This is a genomic window from Streptomyces sp. NPDC029122 (assembly GCF_055569445.1).
Genome location: NZ_JBVHWK010000008.1, coordinates 50,703 through 65,789 on the forward strand (window position 1 = coordinate 50,703; position 15,087 = coordinate 65,789).

Sequence of the window (15,087 nt, forward strand, 5' to 3'; positions counted from 1 at the left end):
GTCGCCGTTCTGCTGAGCTGCTGAACGGGTCCGGGGGCGCGGGGGTGACGGCCGGGCTCAGACTTCGGCCCCGGCACGGGCGGGCTGCCCGCCGCGCACGGTCAGGGCCATGCCGACCACCACCGTGGCCGTCGCCACCAGCCCCGCGTAGAGGACCGCGTACGAACCGGCCCAGGTGCAGGCCAGCAGCGCGAGGGCCGACACCGGCAGCACCATCTGCTGGGCCGGGCCGCGCTTGAAGTGGCGTGAGTGCAGCAGCCACACCATCAGCAGGAACAGCGCCGACGGGACGGTCACCGCGGCGTTCGCGGCGAGCTGCGAGACGTGCGCCTTGCCGACCGCGTGCTCCACCGCGACCTCGATGCCCGCGCCGATCGCCGCACCCGAGGCGAAGATCAACAGGTGGCCGTAGCCCCACGGGATCGCCTCCCGGTTGGAGGTCAGCCGCTCGTGCATCGGCGCCGCGAAGTAGATCCACCACGCCGCGAAGACGATCAGCAGCCCGCCCGCGGCGATGGGCAGAAGCTCACCCAGCGCCTCGTGCTCGTCGAGCGCCGACTTCACCGCCACCGTGCTCGCCGCGATGGTCTCGCCCAGCACGATGATGGTGAAAAGGCCGTACCGCTCCACGATGTGGTGGGCGTGCCAAGGCGTCTGATGCCCGCGCTCCGCCAGCAGCGGCACCATCAGCTCGGCCACCACCATCACCACGAACAGCCAGCGCTTCGCGGCCTCCGGGGCGAACAGAAGCCCCACCCAGCCCGCCTGACACACGACCAGCCCCACCGCGTACTTCAGCGCCGCCGAACGCGCCTCACCGCTCTCCCCGGCCGCCGCGCGCAGCCACTGCGCGGTGAGCGCCACCCGCATGATCAGGTAGCCGATGACGGCCACCGTCCAGTCGTTTTCGTCGAAGGCCCGGCTCACCCCCGCCGCGTAGACGAGCACACCGGCGATCTGCACCAGCGTCGCGATCCGGTACGGCACGTCGTCGCAGTCGTAGGCGGAGGCGAACCACGTGAAGTTCATCCACGCCCACCACACCCCGAAGAAGACGAAGGCGTACCCGATCACCCCCGTCCCCGGGTGGCCCTCCGCCAGCGCGTGCACCAGCCGCGCCCCCGCCTGGGCGATCGCGACGACGAAGCAGAGGTCGAAGAACAGCTCCAGCGAGGTCGCCGTCCGGTGCCCCTCGTCGCGGCTGCGGGCGGTCATCGGTACGTACGTCATACCGCCCAGCACACCAGGGCCCGCCACCACGACCGGCGAGGCGCGCGGCCGACGGCCCCCGGGTACCCCGGGCGGGCCCGTCCCGGCCCGCCGACGACCGGTCGCCGGTCTGCACGCGCTGATCAAGAACAATTTCGAGACGCAGGGCGACCACGCCACCACCTACGCCTGGACCGGACCGTTCCTCGGCGCGCTCATGCGCCGGGCCGGCGGCCGGCTCTCCGGCAGGACCGGCGGCGCGAGAGTGACCATGCTGTCCTTCGTCGGCACGGCCGCGGCCCTGGTCGTCGTGATCTTCGCGCTGCCGTCCGGCGGCGACCAGGGAAGCTTCCGGGCGTTCTTCACCGGCTTCCTGGCGGCCTCCGCCTTCTCCGGACCGGGCAACGGCTCGACCTTCCGGCAGATCCCGGTGATCTTCCGCGAGCAGCACGTGCGCCAGGCGGAGGACCAGGGCCCCCAGGCGCAGGCGGCCGCTCTGAAGCAGTCGGAGAGGGAGGCGTGTGCCGTCACCGGCTTCTCCTCCGCCATCGCCGCCTACGGCTTCTTCGTTCCCGCGATGTTCGCCGTCGTGGCGGTCACCCGCGCCCCGTGGCTGTTCACCGGCTGACCGGAGCGACGACAAGGACCCGGGCCGGGGGCGCGGACGGCCGTACCCTTGAGGCATGAGCACCGCCCCAGCCTCCGACCCGCAGTCCCCGAAGCCCGAAGCCGGGGCGAAGCCCGAGACGAAGCCGAAGCCCAGGCCGAAGCTGGTCTTCGACGACCCGCTGGACCAGCAGTCGTCCGACGACACCGACCGGGGCTGGGGCGAGCGGCCGCCCGCCGGAGGGAGTACGGGCGACTTGGCCCGCTTCCTCGACGAGAAGCCCCCGCACCACATCTGACCTTCCCCGGCGGTCAGAAGGCGTCGCGCGCTCCCTGAGTGCTCCCCGACGCCGGCATGCGCTCGCCGTTCCCGCTCCGCTGCGAGACCAGGACGTCGCGGATGTCCTTGAGCACCTCCAGCTCGGTGATCTCCATGCTTTCCTGCACGCCCTCCTTGGCCTTGCGGCGCGCTTCCACCCTGGCGAGGTACTTCGCCATGGGCAGGACCATCAGGAAGTACACGACCGCCGCGGTGATCAGGAAGCTGAGCGCCGCGTTGAGCACCGAGCCCCACATGATGTTGACGCCGGTCGGCTCGCCCTTCGCGTCGACCCCACAAGGTGCCTTCAGACACGAGGTGTAGACATCCAGGTTCTTGGTGCCGATGGCGCCCACGAGCGGGCTGATGATCCCCTTGACGATCGAGTTCACGATGTTCGTGAACGCCGCGCCGATGACCACGGCCACCGCCAGGTCGACCACGTTCCCGCGCATCAGGAAGGCCTTGAAGCCCGCCAGTACGCTCTCCCTCTTCTTCTCGCTCACCACTGAGCCTTTCCTTGTGCCTGCTATAGACGGAGCTAACGGTTCCGAAAGCTACGGCAGTCACCGCACGGCGTGTCCAATCAGCGCCCTCTCCAGGGCGACTTGACTGCTCCTCAGTGCGAATCAGCACAGCGCCACCGCCAGCCGCGCCACAGCTCCCGCCCCCATGAGGGCGCGCGCCGTCTCCCGGGGCACGGACAGCACCACCAGCGCGCCACCGTCCCCGACGCCCGCCTCGGCGGCGGGCACCTCGGCGACCCGGGCACCCGTCGCCACCACCCTGGGCGGCCCGCCGCGCTCCGCCGCGACCACGTCGACCCGGTCCCCGGCACGCAGCAGCCGCACCGTCCCGGCGTCCGCGATGCGCACGGGCGCCGACACCATCCGTACCGCCGCGGGCGCCGGTTTCACCGCGGGCGCGGCCGCGGGCGCCCCCCGGGACGCCCGCGCGTCCGTTCCGCCCACGGCCAGGGCAGCAGCCACCACGGCCAGCCCGGCCGAGGCGACCCGCCGCCGACGGCGCACCGCGCGCCGCAGCCGGCCTCCGGCCCGGCCCACACGGAGCGGGGGAAAGGGAGGCACGGGACGTCCGGGGGGACACGTGGAAGAGCAGACGGGACGCGAACCCCCGGGGGCGGAAGCGGGGGACACGGAAACCGGGGACGGGGAAACCGGGGACGAGGGAGAGGTCCTGGACATGATGAACACCGCCAAGCTGGTCGTGGTCCGGCGTCCGGGCCCACTGCCCGGACTCCCTCACGATCCGCCTCCCCGCCAGGCCCCGCTCCGACCTGTGGACAATCCCCAGGCTGTGGACAACGCCGTCACCCCCAGGGGTCAGCGCCCCGTCGGGACCTGGCAGGCATCCGAGAAACCCTGGCTGGTCAGACCGAAAGCGCTGTTGACCCGCGAGCGCCAGTTCTCCAGCGCGACCACGGCCGTGAGCTCGACGAACGCGGCCTCGCCGAGCCGGGAGATCAAATCGGCGGCCAGCTCGTCCGTGACCGCCGGCTCGGTCTCGGTCATCGCCTCGGCGTACTCCATGACCAGCAGCTCCAGCTCGGTGAACACCTCGCGCGACTCCCGCCACCGCGGCACCCGCTCGATCTTCTCCGGCGAGAACCCCTTCTCGTGGCCCTCCCAGTAGCCGAAGTCCATGCACCACGAGCAGTTGATGCGCGCGGCCGAAGCCATCACCGCCAGGTGCTTGAGGCCGGCGTCGAGCTTGTTCCACTTCGCGGCCTGCTGCTCCAGGCGGACGTACGAGAACAGCACGCGCGAGTTGTGGCCGTACGCCTGACCCGGGTCGAGCACCTTGCCGTACGTGCGGCGCGAGTACCAGGCGCCGAGGCGCATGAGCAGGGTGCGGGGCGGGGTGAGCGAGATGCGCGGCATGACGGGCCTCTTCCGGCGCGGGGGGTCCCGGTGACCCCTTCGCCATGGAGACAGGACAGCCCGGCGGAATGTGACACCGCCCCGGAGGTTCTTCCGCCGGGCTGTGCGCGGGGCCGGGTGCCCGGGGTGCCGGGGGAGCGCCCGGAAAGCCTCCGGGGCCACCCCACCGGCACGCCTGAAGCCCCCGCCGGCCCCGCCTCAAGGACGGGACATGAGCCCCGAGCGGGCCCGACAGGGCTCAAGCGCTCCTCAGCCAGTGCTACGGCAGTTCGATGCCCAGGTCCCAGCCGTCGTGGGCGTGCGTGCACAGGCAGTCTCGCGCTTCGGTCGCCGGCAGCGCCGCCACCGCGTCGAAGAGGACCTCCCGCAGCCGGCCGACGTTCTCGCCGAACACCTTGAGGACCTCCGTGTGGGACACGCCCTCACCCGTCTCGGCGCCCGCGTCCAGGTCCGTGACCAGCGCCATGGACGTGTAGCAGAGCCCCAGCTCGCGCGCGAGCACCGCCTCGGGGTGCCCGGTCATGCCGACCACCGACCAGCCGGCGGCCGCGTGCCACCGCGACTCCGCCCGCGTCGAGAACCTCGGCCCCTCCACGACCACCATGGTGCCGCCGTCCACCGGCTCCCACTCCCGCCCCCGCGCCGCCGCGAGCGCCACCGACCGGCCCGCCGGGCAGTACGGATCGGCGAAGGTGGTGTGCACGACGTTCGGGACGGTGCCGTCGGGCAGCGGCTCGCCGTCGAAGAAGGTCTGCACCCGGGACTTCGTACGGTCGACCAGCTGGTCCGGCACCAGCAGCGTGCCCGGCCCGTACTCCGCCCGCAGACCGCCGACCGCGCAGGGGCCCAGCACCTGGCGGACGCCGACCGCACGCAGGGCCCACAGGTTGGCCCGGTAGTTGATCTTGTGTGGCGGCACGGTGTGGCTGCGCCCGTGCCGCGGCAGGAACGCGACCTGCCGTCCGGCCAGCTCGCCCACGTACAGGGAGTCGCTCGGGGGCCCGTACGGCGTTTCCACCTGGATCTCGGAGACGTCCTCCAGGAAGGAGTAGAAGCCCGACCCGCCGATTACACCGATCTCTGCGTTCACCATGGCCTCACCCTAACGGGGGACGCACAAGGCCCCGCCGCCCAAGAGGGCGAGCGGGGCCTTGCGGCGAAAGCGGAAGACGTACGGGATCAGGCGGCAGAAGTGGAGCTGCTGCCCGTGCTCGAGGTCGCCGAGGAGGTCGAAGCGGCCGGGGCGGCGGCGGTCGACGTCGCCGTGGACGACGAGGACGGCTTCGAGGCAGGGGTGCTGCTCGACGAGGCGCCACGGCTGTCGTTCCGGTAGAAACCGGAACCCTTGAAGACGATGCCGACCGCGGAGAACACCTTCTTGAGGCGTCCGTCGCAGCTCGGGCACACGGTCAGTGCCTCGTCCGTGAACTTCTGCACGGCCTCGAGGCCCTCACCGCACTCGGTGCACTGGTACTGGTAGGTCGGCACGAATTTCCTCCTGGCACTCTCACTCAATGAGTGCTAACGACGCTCCATGGTGACGTATTCCGGCGGATCAGTCCACCGTCACGGGCGTGCGGTGACCGATCCCACGCTCGTTCGCCGTGCCGCGGGCGGCCGGCGCGGACGAGTTCACGATCCGACTCGGAGCCTTCGGAGCCAGCTTCGCGCGCAGCGCCACCAGAGTGACGAGGGCGAGGGCCGTGGCGACCAGCGGCACCAGGAAGCCGTACGAGGACCCGTGCGCGTCCGTCAGGCGGCCGGCCAGGGTCACGGCGGCGGCCTGCCCGAAGGCGACCGCTCCGGTCAGCCAGGTGAAGGCCTCGGTCCGCGACGCGGCCGGGATCAGCTGCTCGATCATGGTGTAGCCGGTGATCAGCGCGGGGGCGATGCACAGGCCGACGACCAGGCCGAGCGCGCCCAGCAGGACCATGGAGTGCACGGCCCACAGCAGGGAGGCGGCGGCGGTCAGGCCGATGTAGCCCAGGATCAGGCGGCGGCGCGGGCCGATCTTCCAGGCGACGGCGCCCATCGTGATGCCGGCGATCATGTTGCCGGCCGCGAAGATGCCGTACAGCAGGCCGTTGGCGCCCGGGTTGCCGATCTCGTTGGAGAAGGCGGCGAGCGAGACCTGCATGCCGCCGAAGACGGCGCCGATGCCGATGAAGGCGACGATCAGGACGCGCAGGCCGGGGAAGGACAGCGCGGACTGGTGCTTGCCGCCGGTCTCCGACTGCGGGGCGACCTTCGGCTCGGTGGCGCGCTGCGCGGCGAAGAACAGGCCGCCGAGCAGGGTCAGGGCCGCCTCGGTCGCGAGACCGGCGGCCGGGTGGACGCCGGTGCACAGGGCGGTGGCGAGCACCGGGCCGACGACGAAGGTGAACTCGTCGGTGACGGACTCGAACGCGGCGGCCGTCGGCAGCAGCGGGGAGCCCTCGAGCTTGGCGGCCCAGCGGGACCGGACCATGGGGCCGACCTGCGGGACGGAGGCGCCTGCCGGGACGGCGGCCAGCGCGAGCGCCCACAGCGGGGCACCGAGGAGCGCCAGCGCGGTCAGCGCGGAGACCGCGGTGGCGTGGGCGAGGACGACCGGCAGCAGGACGGCGCTCTGGCCGCGGCGGTCGGTGAACTTGCCCATGACCGGCGCGAACAGGGCCATGGAGACGCCGGTGACTGCGGCGACGATTCCCGCGTCACCGTAGGAGCCGGTGGAGTGCTGGACGAGCAGCAGGATGCTGATGGTCAGCATGCCGAACGGCAGGCGGGCGGCGAAGCCGGGGAGGACGAAGGAGAGGGCGCCGGGTGTGCGCAGCAGCTGTCCGTAGCCGGGTCGGGCGGACGTGTCGGTCGTGACCGCGGATGTCACGGCCTGGCCTTTCCGCTGCCTGGTAGAGCGTCCCCGTCTGCGGACGGCGGGCCGCCTTGTGAGCGACCGCACCCGTACATGTGGGAGCCCCGAGAGCTGTCCTCTTGCGCAGAACCGAGTGATACCTGGGCGCCCACTGCGGGAGGGTGCCACGGCCGCTTTGCGGTCGCGCCAGCTCTGCGTCAGGCAGAGTTGGTTCGATGTGGTGTGCCTTCATCGTACAGGGAAACCCACTACCACGCCCTGTGATTACGGCGACAAGGTATGTCTTCACCTGCGATTAACTGGAACTTTGCATTCCGTGCCCGATGAAATGGGTGCAAGTCCAGCCGTAGGGCAGTGAAAATGGCCGAATTAGAACGCCGCTCTAACGAAAAATGATCACTTGAGCGGCGCTCCGACCCTCATTCGCTACTCACAGTGACGTTCCGCCACCGGTTCCCAGCCACCCCGCCAGCTTGCCTCCGCGCGCGACCGCCCGCAGCCGCGCCTCCGCCGCGTCCCGCACCGGATCCGTGGCCACCACCAGCAGCTCGTCCCCGCGCCGCAGCACGGTCGTCGGAGACGGGACGAAGCTCTTCGCGTCCCGGACCACCAGCGTCACCGACGCCCCCGCCGGCAGTCGCAGCTCGCCGACCTCCACGCCGTGCATCCGGGAGGCGGCCGGAATGGCGAAGGACAGCAGGTGCCCGCGCAGCTTCTCCAGCGGCGCCGACTCGATCCCGAGGTCCGAGGCTCCCTCGTCGGTGTCGCCCAGGTTCAGCTTGCGCGCCAGCCACGGCAGGGTCGGCCCCTGCACCAGCGTGTAGACGACCACGAGCACGAACACGATGTTGAAGACCCGGTCGCTGCCCTCGATCCCCGTCACCAGCGGAATCGTCGCCAGGATGATGGGTACGGCGCCGCGCAGACCGGCCCACGACATCAGGGCCTGCTCCTGCCAGGGGATCCGGAAGGGCAGCAGGCTGAGGAAGACCTCCAGCGGCCGCGCCACCATCGTCAGCACCAGTCCGATGATCACCGCGGGCCAGAAGTCGTTCACCAGCTCGTGCGGGGTCACCAGCAGCCCCAGCAGCACGAACATGCCGATCTGCGCGATCCAGCCGAGCCCGTCCGCGAACCCGCGCGTGGCCGGCCAGTGCGGCAGCTTCGCGTTCCCCAGCACCATCGCCGCCAGGTACACCGCGAGGAACCCGGAGCCGTGCGCCATCGCGCCGGCCGCGTACGCGGTCACGGCTATCGCCATCACCGCGATCGGGTAGAGGCCCGAGGCGGGCAGTGCCACGTGCCGCAGGCCGTACGCCCCCAGGAAGCCCACCGTCAGGCCGATCGCGGCGCCGATCGCCAGCTCCAGCGCGATCTTGCCGAGCAGTACGTACCACTCGTCCACCGGCCCGACCGCCGCCAGGGACACCACCAGGATGACGACCGGAGCGTCGTTGAAGCCTGACTCGGCCTCCAGTACACCCGTCACCCGCGACGGCAGCGGAACCTTGCGCAGGACGGAGAAGACGGCCGCCGCGTCGGTCGAGGAGACGACCGCGCCGATCAGCAGCGCCTGACGCCATTCCAGTCCGACCAGGTAGTGCGCGCCCGCCGCCGTGACCCCCACGCTGACCGCGACACCGAGCAGCGACAGGACCACCGCCGCCGGCAACGCGGGTCTGATCTCTTTCCACTTGGTGCCCAGACCACCCTCGGCGAGGATGACGACGAGCGCCGCATAACCGATGACCTGCGTCAGCTCGGCGTTGTCGAATACGACGTTGCCGATGCCGTCCTGGCCTATCGCGACGCCTATGCCGAGGTAGATGAGCAGGCTGGGGAGGCCGCTGCGTGAGGAGATGCGCACCGCCGCGACGGCGACGAGCAGCACGAGCGAACAGACCAGCAGGAGCTCATTGAGCGTGTGGACAGTCAGCGGGCGGCCCTTTCCTCAGAGCGTGCCTGGTGGATCTTTCCTCCGGCGGCGCATTCGGCAAGTACTTCGTTACCTTACCTAATCTTTGACGCGCTCTTTACGCGATACCCACATTGTGAAACGCCTGATGCCGCCTGTCCTACGGACCTCGACCCCTGGCGGATCAACGAAGGCGGTCCTGCGCCTATGGTTGCTCCCAGCAATCCCAGGACCACCCTGCCCCTCTAAGGACAGCGATGCCCGCCAATGAATCCGGACCTTCCGTCAAGAAGAAGGGACGACGCGCACGCATGCTCGTGCTCGTCATGGTCCTGGCGCTCTTGGCGGGCCTCGGCTACGGCGCGTACTGGAGCGTGGACACCGTGCGCGCCTCCTTCCCGCAGACGACCGGCTCCCTCAAGGTCCCAGGCCTGACCGGGACCGTCGAAGTGAAGCGCGACGAGCACGGCATTCCGCAGCTCTACGCCGACCACGACGAGGACCTCTTCCGCGCGCAGGGCTTCGTGCACGCGCAGGACCGGTTCTGGGAGATGGACGTGCGCCGTCACATGACCTCCGGCCGGCTGTCGGAGATGTTCGGCTCCGGCCAGGTCGAGACCGACGCCTTCCTGCGCACCCTCGGCTGGCGCCACGTCGCGCAGGAGGAGTACGACAAGAAGCTCTCGCCGGAGACGAAGAAGTACCTCCAGGCCTACGCCGACGGGGTCAACGCGTACCTGAAGGGGAAGTCCGGCAAGGACCTCTCCGTCGAGCACGCCGCCCTCAAGCTGACCGACGGCTACAAGCCGGCGCAGTGGACGCCGGTGGACTCGGTGGCCTGGCTCAAGGCGATGGCCTGGGACCTGCGCGGCAACATGCAGGACGAGATCGACCGCTCGCTGATGACGAACAAGCTCTCGCAGGCGCAGATCGACGAGCTCTACCCGCCGTACCCCTTCGACCGGAACAAGCCGGTCGTCGAGGGCGGCACCGTCGCGGGCGGCAAGTACGCGCCCCAGGGCACCCCCGGCGCCGGCTCGTCCGGCACCGGCAGGGGCACCGGCACCGGTACCGGAACGGGCACGGGAACCACGCCGGGCACCGGCACCGGCTCGGCTTCCGGCACCGGCTCGCAGACCACCCCCAACGGTGGCACCGCCACCGGCCTCGCCGGCAACGCCACCGCCCAGGGCGCGACCGTCGGCCTGCGCACGCAGCTCGGCGCCCTCGCCAAGACCCTGGACGAGATCCCGGCCATCCTCGGCCCCAACGGCAGCGGCATCGGATCGAACTCCTGGGTCATCTCGGGCCAGCACACGACCACCGGCAAGCCGCTCCTCGCGAACGACCCGCACCTGTCCCCGCAGCTGCCCTCGGTCTGGTACCAGATGGGCCTGCACTGCCGCGCCGTCTCGCCGCAGTGCCAGTACGACGTGGCCGGCTACACCTTCTCGGGCATGCCCGGCGTGGTCATCGGCCACAACGCCGACATCGCCTGGGGCATGACCAACCTCGGCGCCGACGTGACCGACCTCTACCTGGAGCAGGTCCGTCCCGAGGGCTACGTCTACGACAACAAGATCGTCCCCTTCACCACCCGTGAAGAGGAGATCAAGGTCGCGGGCGGCAAGAGCAAGAAGATCACCGTCCGCACCACCAACAACGGACCGCTGATCTCCGACCGCAGCGACGAACTCGAGACCGTCGGCGCCCGCGCCCCCGTCCCCAGCTCGGCCCCGGACCGCGGCAACGGCTACGCCGTCGCCCTGCGCTGGACCGCCCTGGACCCGGGCAAGTCGATGGACGCGGTGTTCAAGCTCGACCGGGCCAAGGACTTCAACAGCTTCCGCGCCGCGGCGGCCGACTTCGAGGTCCCCTCGCAGAACCTGATCTACGCCGACAACAAGGGCGCGAACGGCAACATCGGCTACCAGGCCCCGGGCCGCATCCCGATCCGCAACCAGGGCGACGGCCGCCTGCCGGCGCCCGGCTGGGACCCCAAGTACGCCTGGAAGGGCGGCCGGGACGGCAACGCCGGCTACATCCCGCAGAACGAGATGCCCTGGGAGCTCAACCCGGCGCGCGGCTACATCGTCACCGCCAACCAGGCCGTCACCGAGTCCGGCACCGGCGCCGGCAAGTACCCGTACGTGCTGACCACGGACTGGGGCTACGGCGCCCGGAGCCAGCGGATCAACGACCTCATCGAGGCGAAGACCAAGGACAACGGCAAGATCTCCACCGACGACATGCGGACCATGCAGATGGACAACAGCAGCGAGATCGCCGCGCTGCTGACCCCGATGCTGGCCAAGATCCCGGTCTCGGACCCGGACGTGCGTTCGGCGCAGAAGCTGCTCGAGGGCTGGAACTACACGCAGGAGCCCGACTCCGCGGCGGCCGCGTACTTCAACGCGGTCTGGCGCAACATCCTCAAGCTGGCCTTCGGCGACAAGATGCCGAAGGAGCTGCGGGTCGAGGGCAGCTGCATGAACGTCAGCGAGGAGAGCACCGGCCCGAACGACGACCTCACCAAGACGGTCCGCGAGTGCGGTACGCGCGGCCCCGACTCGGCGCAGCCGGACGGCGGCGACCGCTGGTTCGAGGTGGTCCGCCGGCTGGTCAAGGACGAGAAGTCGCCGTGGTGGCAGGCCACCCCGAAGACCGTCCACGACAAGCCGATCAAGACCCGTGACGAGCTCTTCGCGCGGGCCATGGAAGACGCCCGCTGGGAGCTGACGGCCAAGCTCGGCAAGGACCAGTCGACCTGGAGCTGGGGCCGGCTGCACCAGCTGACGCTGAAGAACCAGACGATCGGCAAGGAGGGCCCGGGCTTCATGCAGTGGGTCCTCAACCGAGGCCCCTGGAACCTGGGCGGCGGCGAGGCCACCGTCAACGCGACCGGCTGGAACGCCTCCAGTGGCTACGAGGTCACCTGGGTGCCGTCGATGCGGATGATCGTGAACCTCGGCGACCTGGACAAGTCCCGGTGGATCAACCTGACCGGTGCCTCGGGTCACGCGTACAACGGCACGTACACGGACCAGACGGCGTTGTGGGCCAAGGGCGAACTGCTGGAGTGGTCCTTCGGGAAGGACGCCGTCGACAAGTCGACAGTGGACACCCTGACGCTCAAGCCGTGATCACGGGACCACGGCGGCGTCGGCTGATCGGCTCATCCGCCGATCGGCCGATGGGCTGATCGGCTCATAGCGCGATCGGCTCGTGGGCCGATCACGCGGTGAAGCGCACCACACCCGACGGGGTGGCCACCGCCTGCACGGGGTGGTCGTGCGGTTCCTCCGGGACCCGCGCGACCACCTCTTCGTCGTACAGGAGCACCACCAGCGCGGGATGCGCGCCGGCGCGCTCCAGGCGCGCGAGCACCCGGTCGTACGAGCCCCCGCCGCGGCCCAGCCGCATCCCGCGCCCGTCCACCGCGAGCCCGGGCAGCAGCACGGCGTCGGCGCCGGTCACGGCGTCCGGGCCGAGCGGGGCGCCGGAGGGCTCCAGCAGCCGCATCTTGCCCGGGTGCGCGGCTTCGGCGAGGCTGTCCGGGCCCTCGTACGCGGCCCAGTCCAGGTCGTTGTCGGGCAGCAGCAGGGGCAGCAGCACCCGCTTGCCGGCCGCCCGCAGCGCGTCGAGCAGCTCGCGGGTGCCCGGTTCCGCGCCGACGGAGACGTACGCCGCGACCGTGCGCGCGCCGGCCAGCTCCGGCAGGGTGAGCGCGGACCGGGAGAGCGCGCGGGCCGCCGCGTCGCGGGCCCCGGGGGACAGGGCGCGGCGGGCGGAAAGGAGTTCCCGGCGCAGGGATGCCTTTTCGGGTACGAACGGGTGGTTCCCGGGCGAGTTCTGTACCACGGTCTCGTCACAATTCCTTTCACATATGGATCAAGTCGGACATATTCACCAGAACCGCGCTGAGCGCGCAGCGTGACCCACTATCGTTCTGCCCATGATTCAGTCGCACCCAGTGATCAAGAAGGCCGTTATCCCGGCCGCGGGGCTCGGCACTCGGTTCCTTCCGGCGACCAAGGCGACCCCGAAGGAAATGCTCCCGGTCGTGGACAAGCCGGCGATCCAGTACGTCGTCGAGGAGGCCGTATCGGCCGGCCTGGACGACGTACTCATGATCACAGGCCGTAACAAGCGGCCCCTCGAGGACCACTTCGACCGGAACTACGAGCTCGAGTCGGCTCTGATCGCCAAGGGTGACGACGACCGGCTGAAGAAGGTGCAGGAGTCCAGCGACCTGGCCACCATGCACTACGTCCGCCAGGGCGACCCGCGCGGTCTGGGCCACGCCGTCCTGTGCGCCGAGCCGCACGTCGGCAACGAGCCCTTCGCCGTCCTCCTCGGCGACGACCTGATCGACCCGCGCGACCCGCTCCTGCGCCAGATGGTCGACGTCCACGCCGCCACCGGCGGCACCGTCATCGCGCTGATGGAGGTCGACCCCTCCAACGTGCACCTCTACGGCTGCGCCGCCGTCGAGCCGACCGGCGAGGACGGCGTCGTCCGGGTCACCGGACTCGTCGAGAAGCCGGAGCCGGCCGAGGCGCCCAGCAACTACGCGGTCATCGGACGCTATGTCCTCAACCCCGCGATCTTCGGCATACTGCGGGAGACCGAGCCGGGCCGCGGTGGGGAGATCCAGCTCACCGACGCCCTGCAGAAGCTGGCCGCCGACGACAGCGTGGGCGGCCCGGTGCACGGCGTGGTCTTCCGAGGCCGCCGCTACGACACCGGGGACCGGGGTGACTACCTGCGGGCCATCGTCCGACTCGCGTGCGAACGTGAGGACCTTGGCCCGGAGTTCCGCACCTGGCTTCACCGTTACGTCACGGAGGAGATGTAGCACCTTGAGCAGTTCCGCACCGCAGGACGCCGGCCGGCACCGTCTGTGGTCGGTGGACGAGCACCTCGCGGACGTCCTCACCGCCGTCCGGCCGCTGGAGCCCATCGAGCTCCAGCTGCTGGACGCCCAGGGCTGTGTCCTGGTCGAGGACGTCACCGTGCCCGTCGCCCTGCCGCCCTTCGACAACAGCTCCATGGACGGGTACGCCGTCCGCACGGCCGACGTCCAGGGTGCGAGCGAGGAGTTCCCCGCGGTGCTCGCCGTCATCGGCGACGTGGCGGCGGGCAGCGGCGAGCTGCCCACCGTCGGCCCCGGCCAGGCCGCCCGCATCATGACCGGTGCCCCGCTGCCGCCCGGCGCGGAAGCCGTCGTACCGGTCGAGTGGACCGACGGCGGCACGGGCGGCGGCGCCGCCTCCGGAATGACCCCGGCCAGTGCCGCGCCCGAGGGCGCGGAGGGCGAGGTGCGCGTCCACCGCGCGGCCGAGGCGCGGGCGCACGTGCGCCCGCGCGGAAGCGACGTACAGGCCGGCGACCTGGCGCTGGCCGCCGGCACCGTCCTCGGCCCGCCGCAGATCGCACTGCTGGCGGCGATCGGCCGCGGCACCGTACGGGTCCGGCCGCGCCCGCGCGTGGTCGTCCTGTCCACCGGCAGTGAGCTGGTCCAGCCGGGTGAGGCGCTGGCCCCCGGGACGATCTACGACTCCAACAGCTTCGCGCTGGCCGCCGCCGCCCGCGACGCCGGCGCCATCGCCTACCGCGTCGGCGCGGTCGCCGACGACGCCGACACCCTGCGCTCCACCATCGAGGACCAGCTGATCCGGGCCGACCTGATCGTCACCACGGGCGGGGTCAGCGTCGGCGCGTACGACGTGGTGAAGGAGGCCCTGGCCGCCACCGGGACCGGCGCCGACGGCGGGCCCTCGGGCGGCGGCGTCGACTTCCGCAAGCTCGCCATGCAGCCCGGCAAGCCGCAGGGCTTCGGCACCGTCGGCCCCGACCACACCCCGCTGCTGGCCCTGCCCGGCAACCCGGTGTCCTCGTACGTCTCCTTCGAGCTGTTCGTGCGCCCCGCGATCCGGGCGCTCATGGGCCTGCCGAAGTCCGAGGTCTCCCGGCGCAGCGTGCGCGCCGTGCTGAAGGCCGACAAGCCGCTCGGCTCCCCGGCGGCCCGCCGTCAGTTCCTGCGCGGCAAGTACGACGCCGCGGCCGGGACGGTCGCCCCGGTCGGCGGATCCGGCTCGCACCTGATCGCCGCGCTGGCGCACGCCGACTCGCTGATGGTCGTACCGGAGGACGTCACCTCGGTGGAACCCGGGGCCGAGCTGGAAGTGATCCTGCTCGGCTGATCAGGGCCCGGTGCGGGTAGCGTGTTGCATCACACAGGCCCCAGGCTCCAGGGGGCCCGGAGCGGGAGCGGCACGCAGAT

14 protein-coding genes are annotated in these 15,087 nt (G+C 71.0%); 5 read left to right on the plus strand and 9 right to left on the minus strand.

Annotation, left to right across the window (positions count from 1 at the left end; genetic code table 11):
- Positions 1–57: 57 nt before the first annotated feature.
- A complete protein-coding gene (locus ACZ4WZ_RS12350; RefSeq protein ID WP_467888762.1) occupies positions 58–1,230 on the minus strand; it encodes a low temperature requirement protein A in 1,173 nt (390 codons plus the stop codon).
- A 244-nt stretch (positions 1,231–1,474) separates the two neighbouring features.
- Here ACZ4WZ_RS12350 and ACZ4WZ_RS12355 point away from each other — a divergent pair, with 244 nt between their 5' ends.
- Positions 1,475–1,837: a hypothetical protein gene (locus tag ACZ4WZ_RS12355; RefSeq protein WP_467888765.1), complete on the plus strand. Its 363-nt coding sequence runs from the start codon at positions 1,475–1,477 to the stop codon at positions 1,835–1,837.
- A 55-nt stretch (positions 1,838–1,892) separates the two neighbouring features.
- Positions 1,893–2,114 (plus strand): hypothetical protein, encoded by a 222-nt coding sequence (locus ACZ4WZ_RS12360; protein WP_388939324.1) that lies wholly within the window; start codon positions 1,893–1,895, stop codon positions 2,112–2,114.
- Between the two features lie 13 nt (positions 2,115–2,127).
- Here the strand turns inward: ACZ4WZ_RS12360 and mscL are convergent, their stop codons facing one another.
- The 7 genes from mscL to ACZ4WZ_RS12395 all read right to left on the minus strand — a co-directional run bounded on the left by mscL (position 2,128) and on the right by ACZ4WZ_RS12395 (position 8,777).
- Positions 2,128–2,640, minus strand: a complete 513-nt coding sequence (gene mscL / locus ACZ4WZ_RS12365; protein WP_467888768.1) for a large conductance mechanosensitive channel protein MscL — start codon at positions 2,638–2,640, stop codon at positions 2,128–2,130.
- A gap of 123 nt (positions 2,641–2,763) precedes the next feature.
- Positions 2,764–3,339, minus strand: a complete 576-nt coding sequence (locus ACZ4WZ_RS12370) for a hypothetical protein (RefSeq protein ID WP_467888771.1) — start codon at positions 3,337–3,339, stop codon at positions 2,764–2,766.
- Positions 3,340–3,477: 138 nt separating this feature from the next.
- On the minus strand, positions 3,478–4,035 hold the full coding sequence (locus ACZ4WZ_RS12375; RefSeq protein WP_467888774.1) for a carboxymuconolactone decarboxylase family protein: 558 nt from the start codon (positions 4,033–4,035) through the stop codon (positions 3,478–3,480).
- A 259-nt stretch (positions 4,036–4,294) separates the two neighbouring features.
- Positions 4,295–5,128: an S-methyl-5'-thioadenosine phosphorylase gene (locus tag ACZ4WZ_RS12380; RefSeq protein WP_467888777.1), complete on the minus strand. Its 834-nt coding sequence runs from the start codon at positions 5,126–5,128 to the stop codon at positions 4,295–4,297.
- An 86-nt stretch (positions 5,129–5,214) separates the two neighbouring features.
- On the minus strand, positions 5,215–5,523 hold the full coding sequence (locus tag ACZ4WZ_RS12385) for an FmdB family zinc ribbon protein (RefSeq protein WP_467888780.1): 309 nt from the start codon (positions 5,521–5,523) through the stop codon (positions 5,215–5,217).
- A 67-nt stretch (positions 5,524–5,590) separates the two neighbouring features.
- Positions 5,591–6,901 (minus strand): MFS transporter, encoded by a 1,311-nt coding sequence (locus ACZ4WZ_RS12390; RefSeq protein ID WP_467888783.1) that lies wholly within the window; start codon positions 6,899–6,901, stop codon positions 5,591–5,593.
- 415 nt (positions 6,902–7,316) lie between these two features.
- Positions 7,317–8,777: a potassium/proton antiporter gene (locus ACZ4WZ_RS12395; protein WP_467888786.1), complete on the minus strand. Its 1,461-nt coding sequence runs from the start codon at positions 8,775–8,777 to the stop codon at positions 7,317–7,319.
- 281 nt (positions 8,778–9,058) lie between these two features.
- Between ACZ4WZ_RS12395 and ACZ4WZ_RS12400 the strand changes: the two genes are divergently transcribed.
- On the plus strand, positions 9,059–11,944 hold the full coding sequence (locus ACZ4WZ_RS12400; RefSeq protein ID WP_467888789.1) for a penicillin acylase family protein: 2,886 nt from the start codon (positions 9,059–9,061) through the stop codon (positions 11,942–11,944).
- Positions 11,945–12,035: 91 nt separating this feature from the next.
- Here the strand turns inward: ACZ4WZ_RS12400 and ACZ4WZ_RS12405 are convergent, their stop codons facing one another.
- Entirely contained in the window at positions 12,036–12,662 is a 627-nt protein-coding gene (locus tag ACZ4WZ_RS12405) for a 5-formyltetrahydrofolate cyclo-ligase (RefSeq protein WP_467888792.1), read from the minus strand.
- Between the two features lie 94 nt (positions 12,663–12,756).
- On the opposite strand from ACZ4WZ_RS12405, the gene galU reads away from it, so the two are divergent.
- Together galU and glp are read left to right on the plus strand one after the other, a co-directional pair.
- Positions 12,757–13,659 (plus strand): UTP--glucose-1-phosphate uridylyltransferase GalU, encoded by a 903-nt coding sequence (galU, locus tag ACZ4WZ_RS12410; protein WP_467888795.1) that lies wholly within the window; start codon positions 12,757–12,759, stop codon positions 13,657–13,659.
- 4 nt (positions 13,660–13,663) lie between these two features.
- Entirely contained in the window at positions 13,664–15,007 is a 1,344-nt protein-coding gene (glp, locus tag ACZ4WZ_RS12415; RefSeq protein WP_467888798.1) for a molybdotransferase-like divisome protein Glp, read from the plus strand.
- The last annotated feature ends 80 nt before the right edge of the window (positions 15,008–15,087 follow it).

Coding starts and splice junctions, on each gene's coding strand:
- ACZ4WZ_RS12350 (WP_467888762.1), bottom strand. CDS start 1,230: ATGACGTACGTACCGATGACCGCCCGCAGCCGCGACGAGGGGCACCGG.
- ACZ4WZ_RS12360 (WP_388939324.1), top strand. CDS start 1,893: ATGAGCACCGCCCCAGCCTCCGACCCGCAGTCCCCGAAGCCCGAAGCC.
- ACZ4WZ_RS12370 (WP_467888771.1), bottom strand. CDS start 3,339: ATGTCCAGGACCTCTCCCTCGTCCCCGGTTTCCCCGTCCCCGGTTTCC.
- ACZ4WZ_RS12375 (WP_467888774.1), bottom strand. CDS start 4,035: ATGCCGCGCATCTCGCTCACCCCGCCCCGCACCCTGCTCATGCGCCTC.
- ACZ4WZ_RS12380 (WP_467888777.1), bottom strand. CDS start 5,128: ATGGTGAACGCAGAGATCGGTGTAATCGGCGGGTCGGGCTTCTACTCC.
- ACZ4WZ_RS12400 (WP_467888789.1), top strand. CDS start 9,059: ATGCCCGCCAATGAATCCGGACCTTCCGTCAAGAAGAAGGGACGACGC.
- galU (WP_467888795.1), top strand. CDS start 12,757: ATGATTCAGTCGCACCCAGTGATCAAGAAGGCCGTTATCCCGGCCGCG.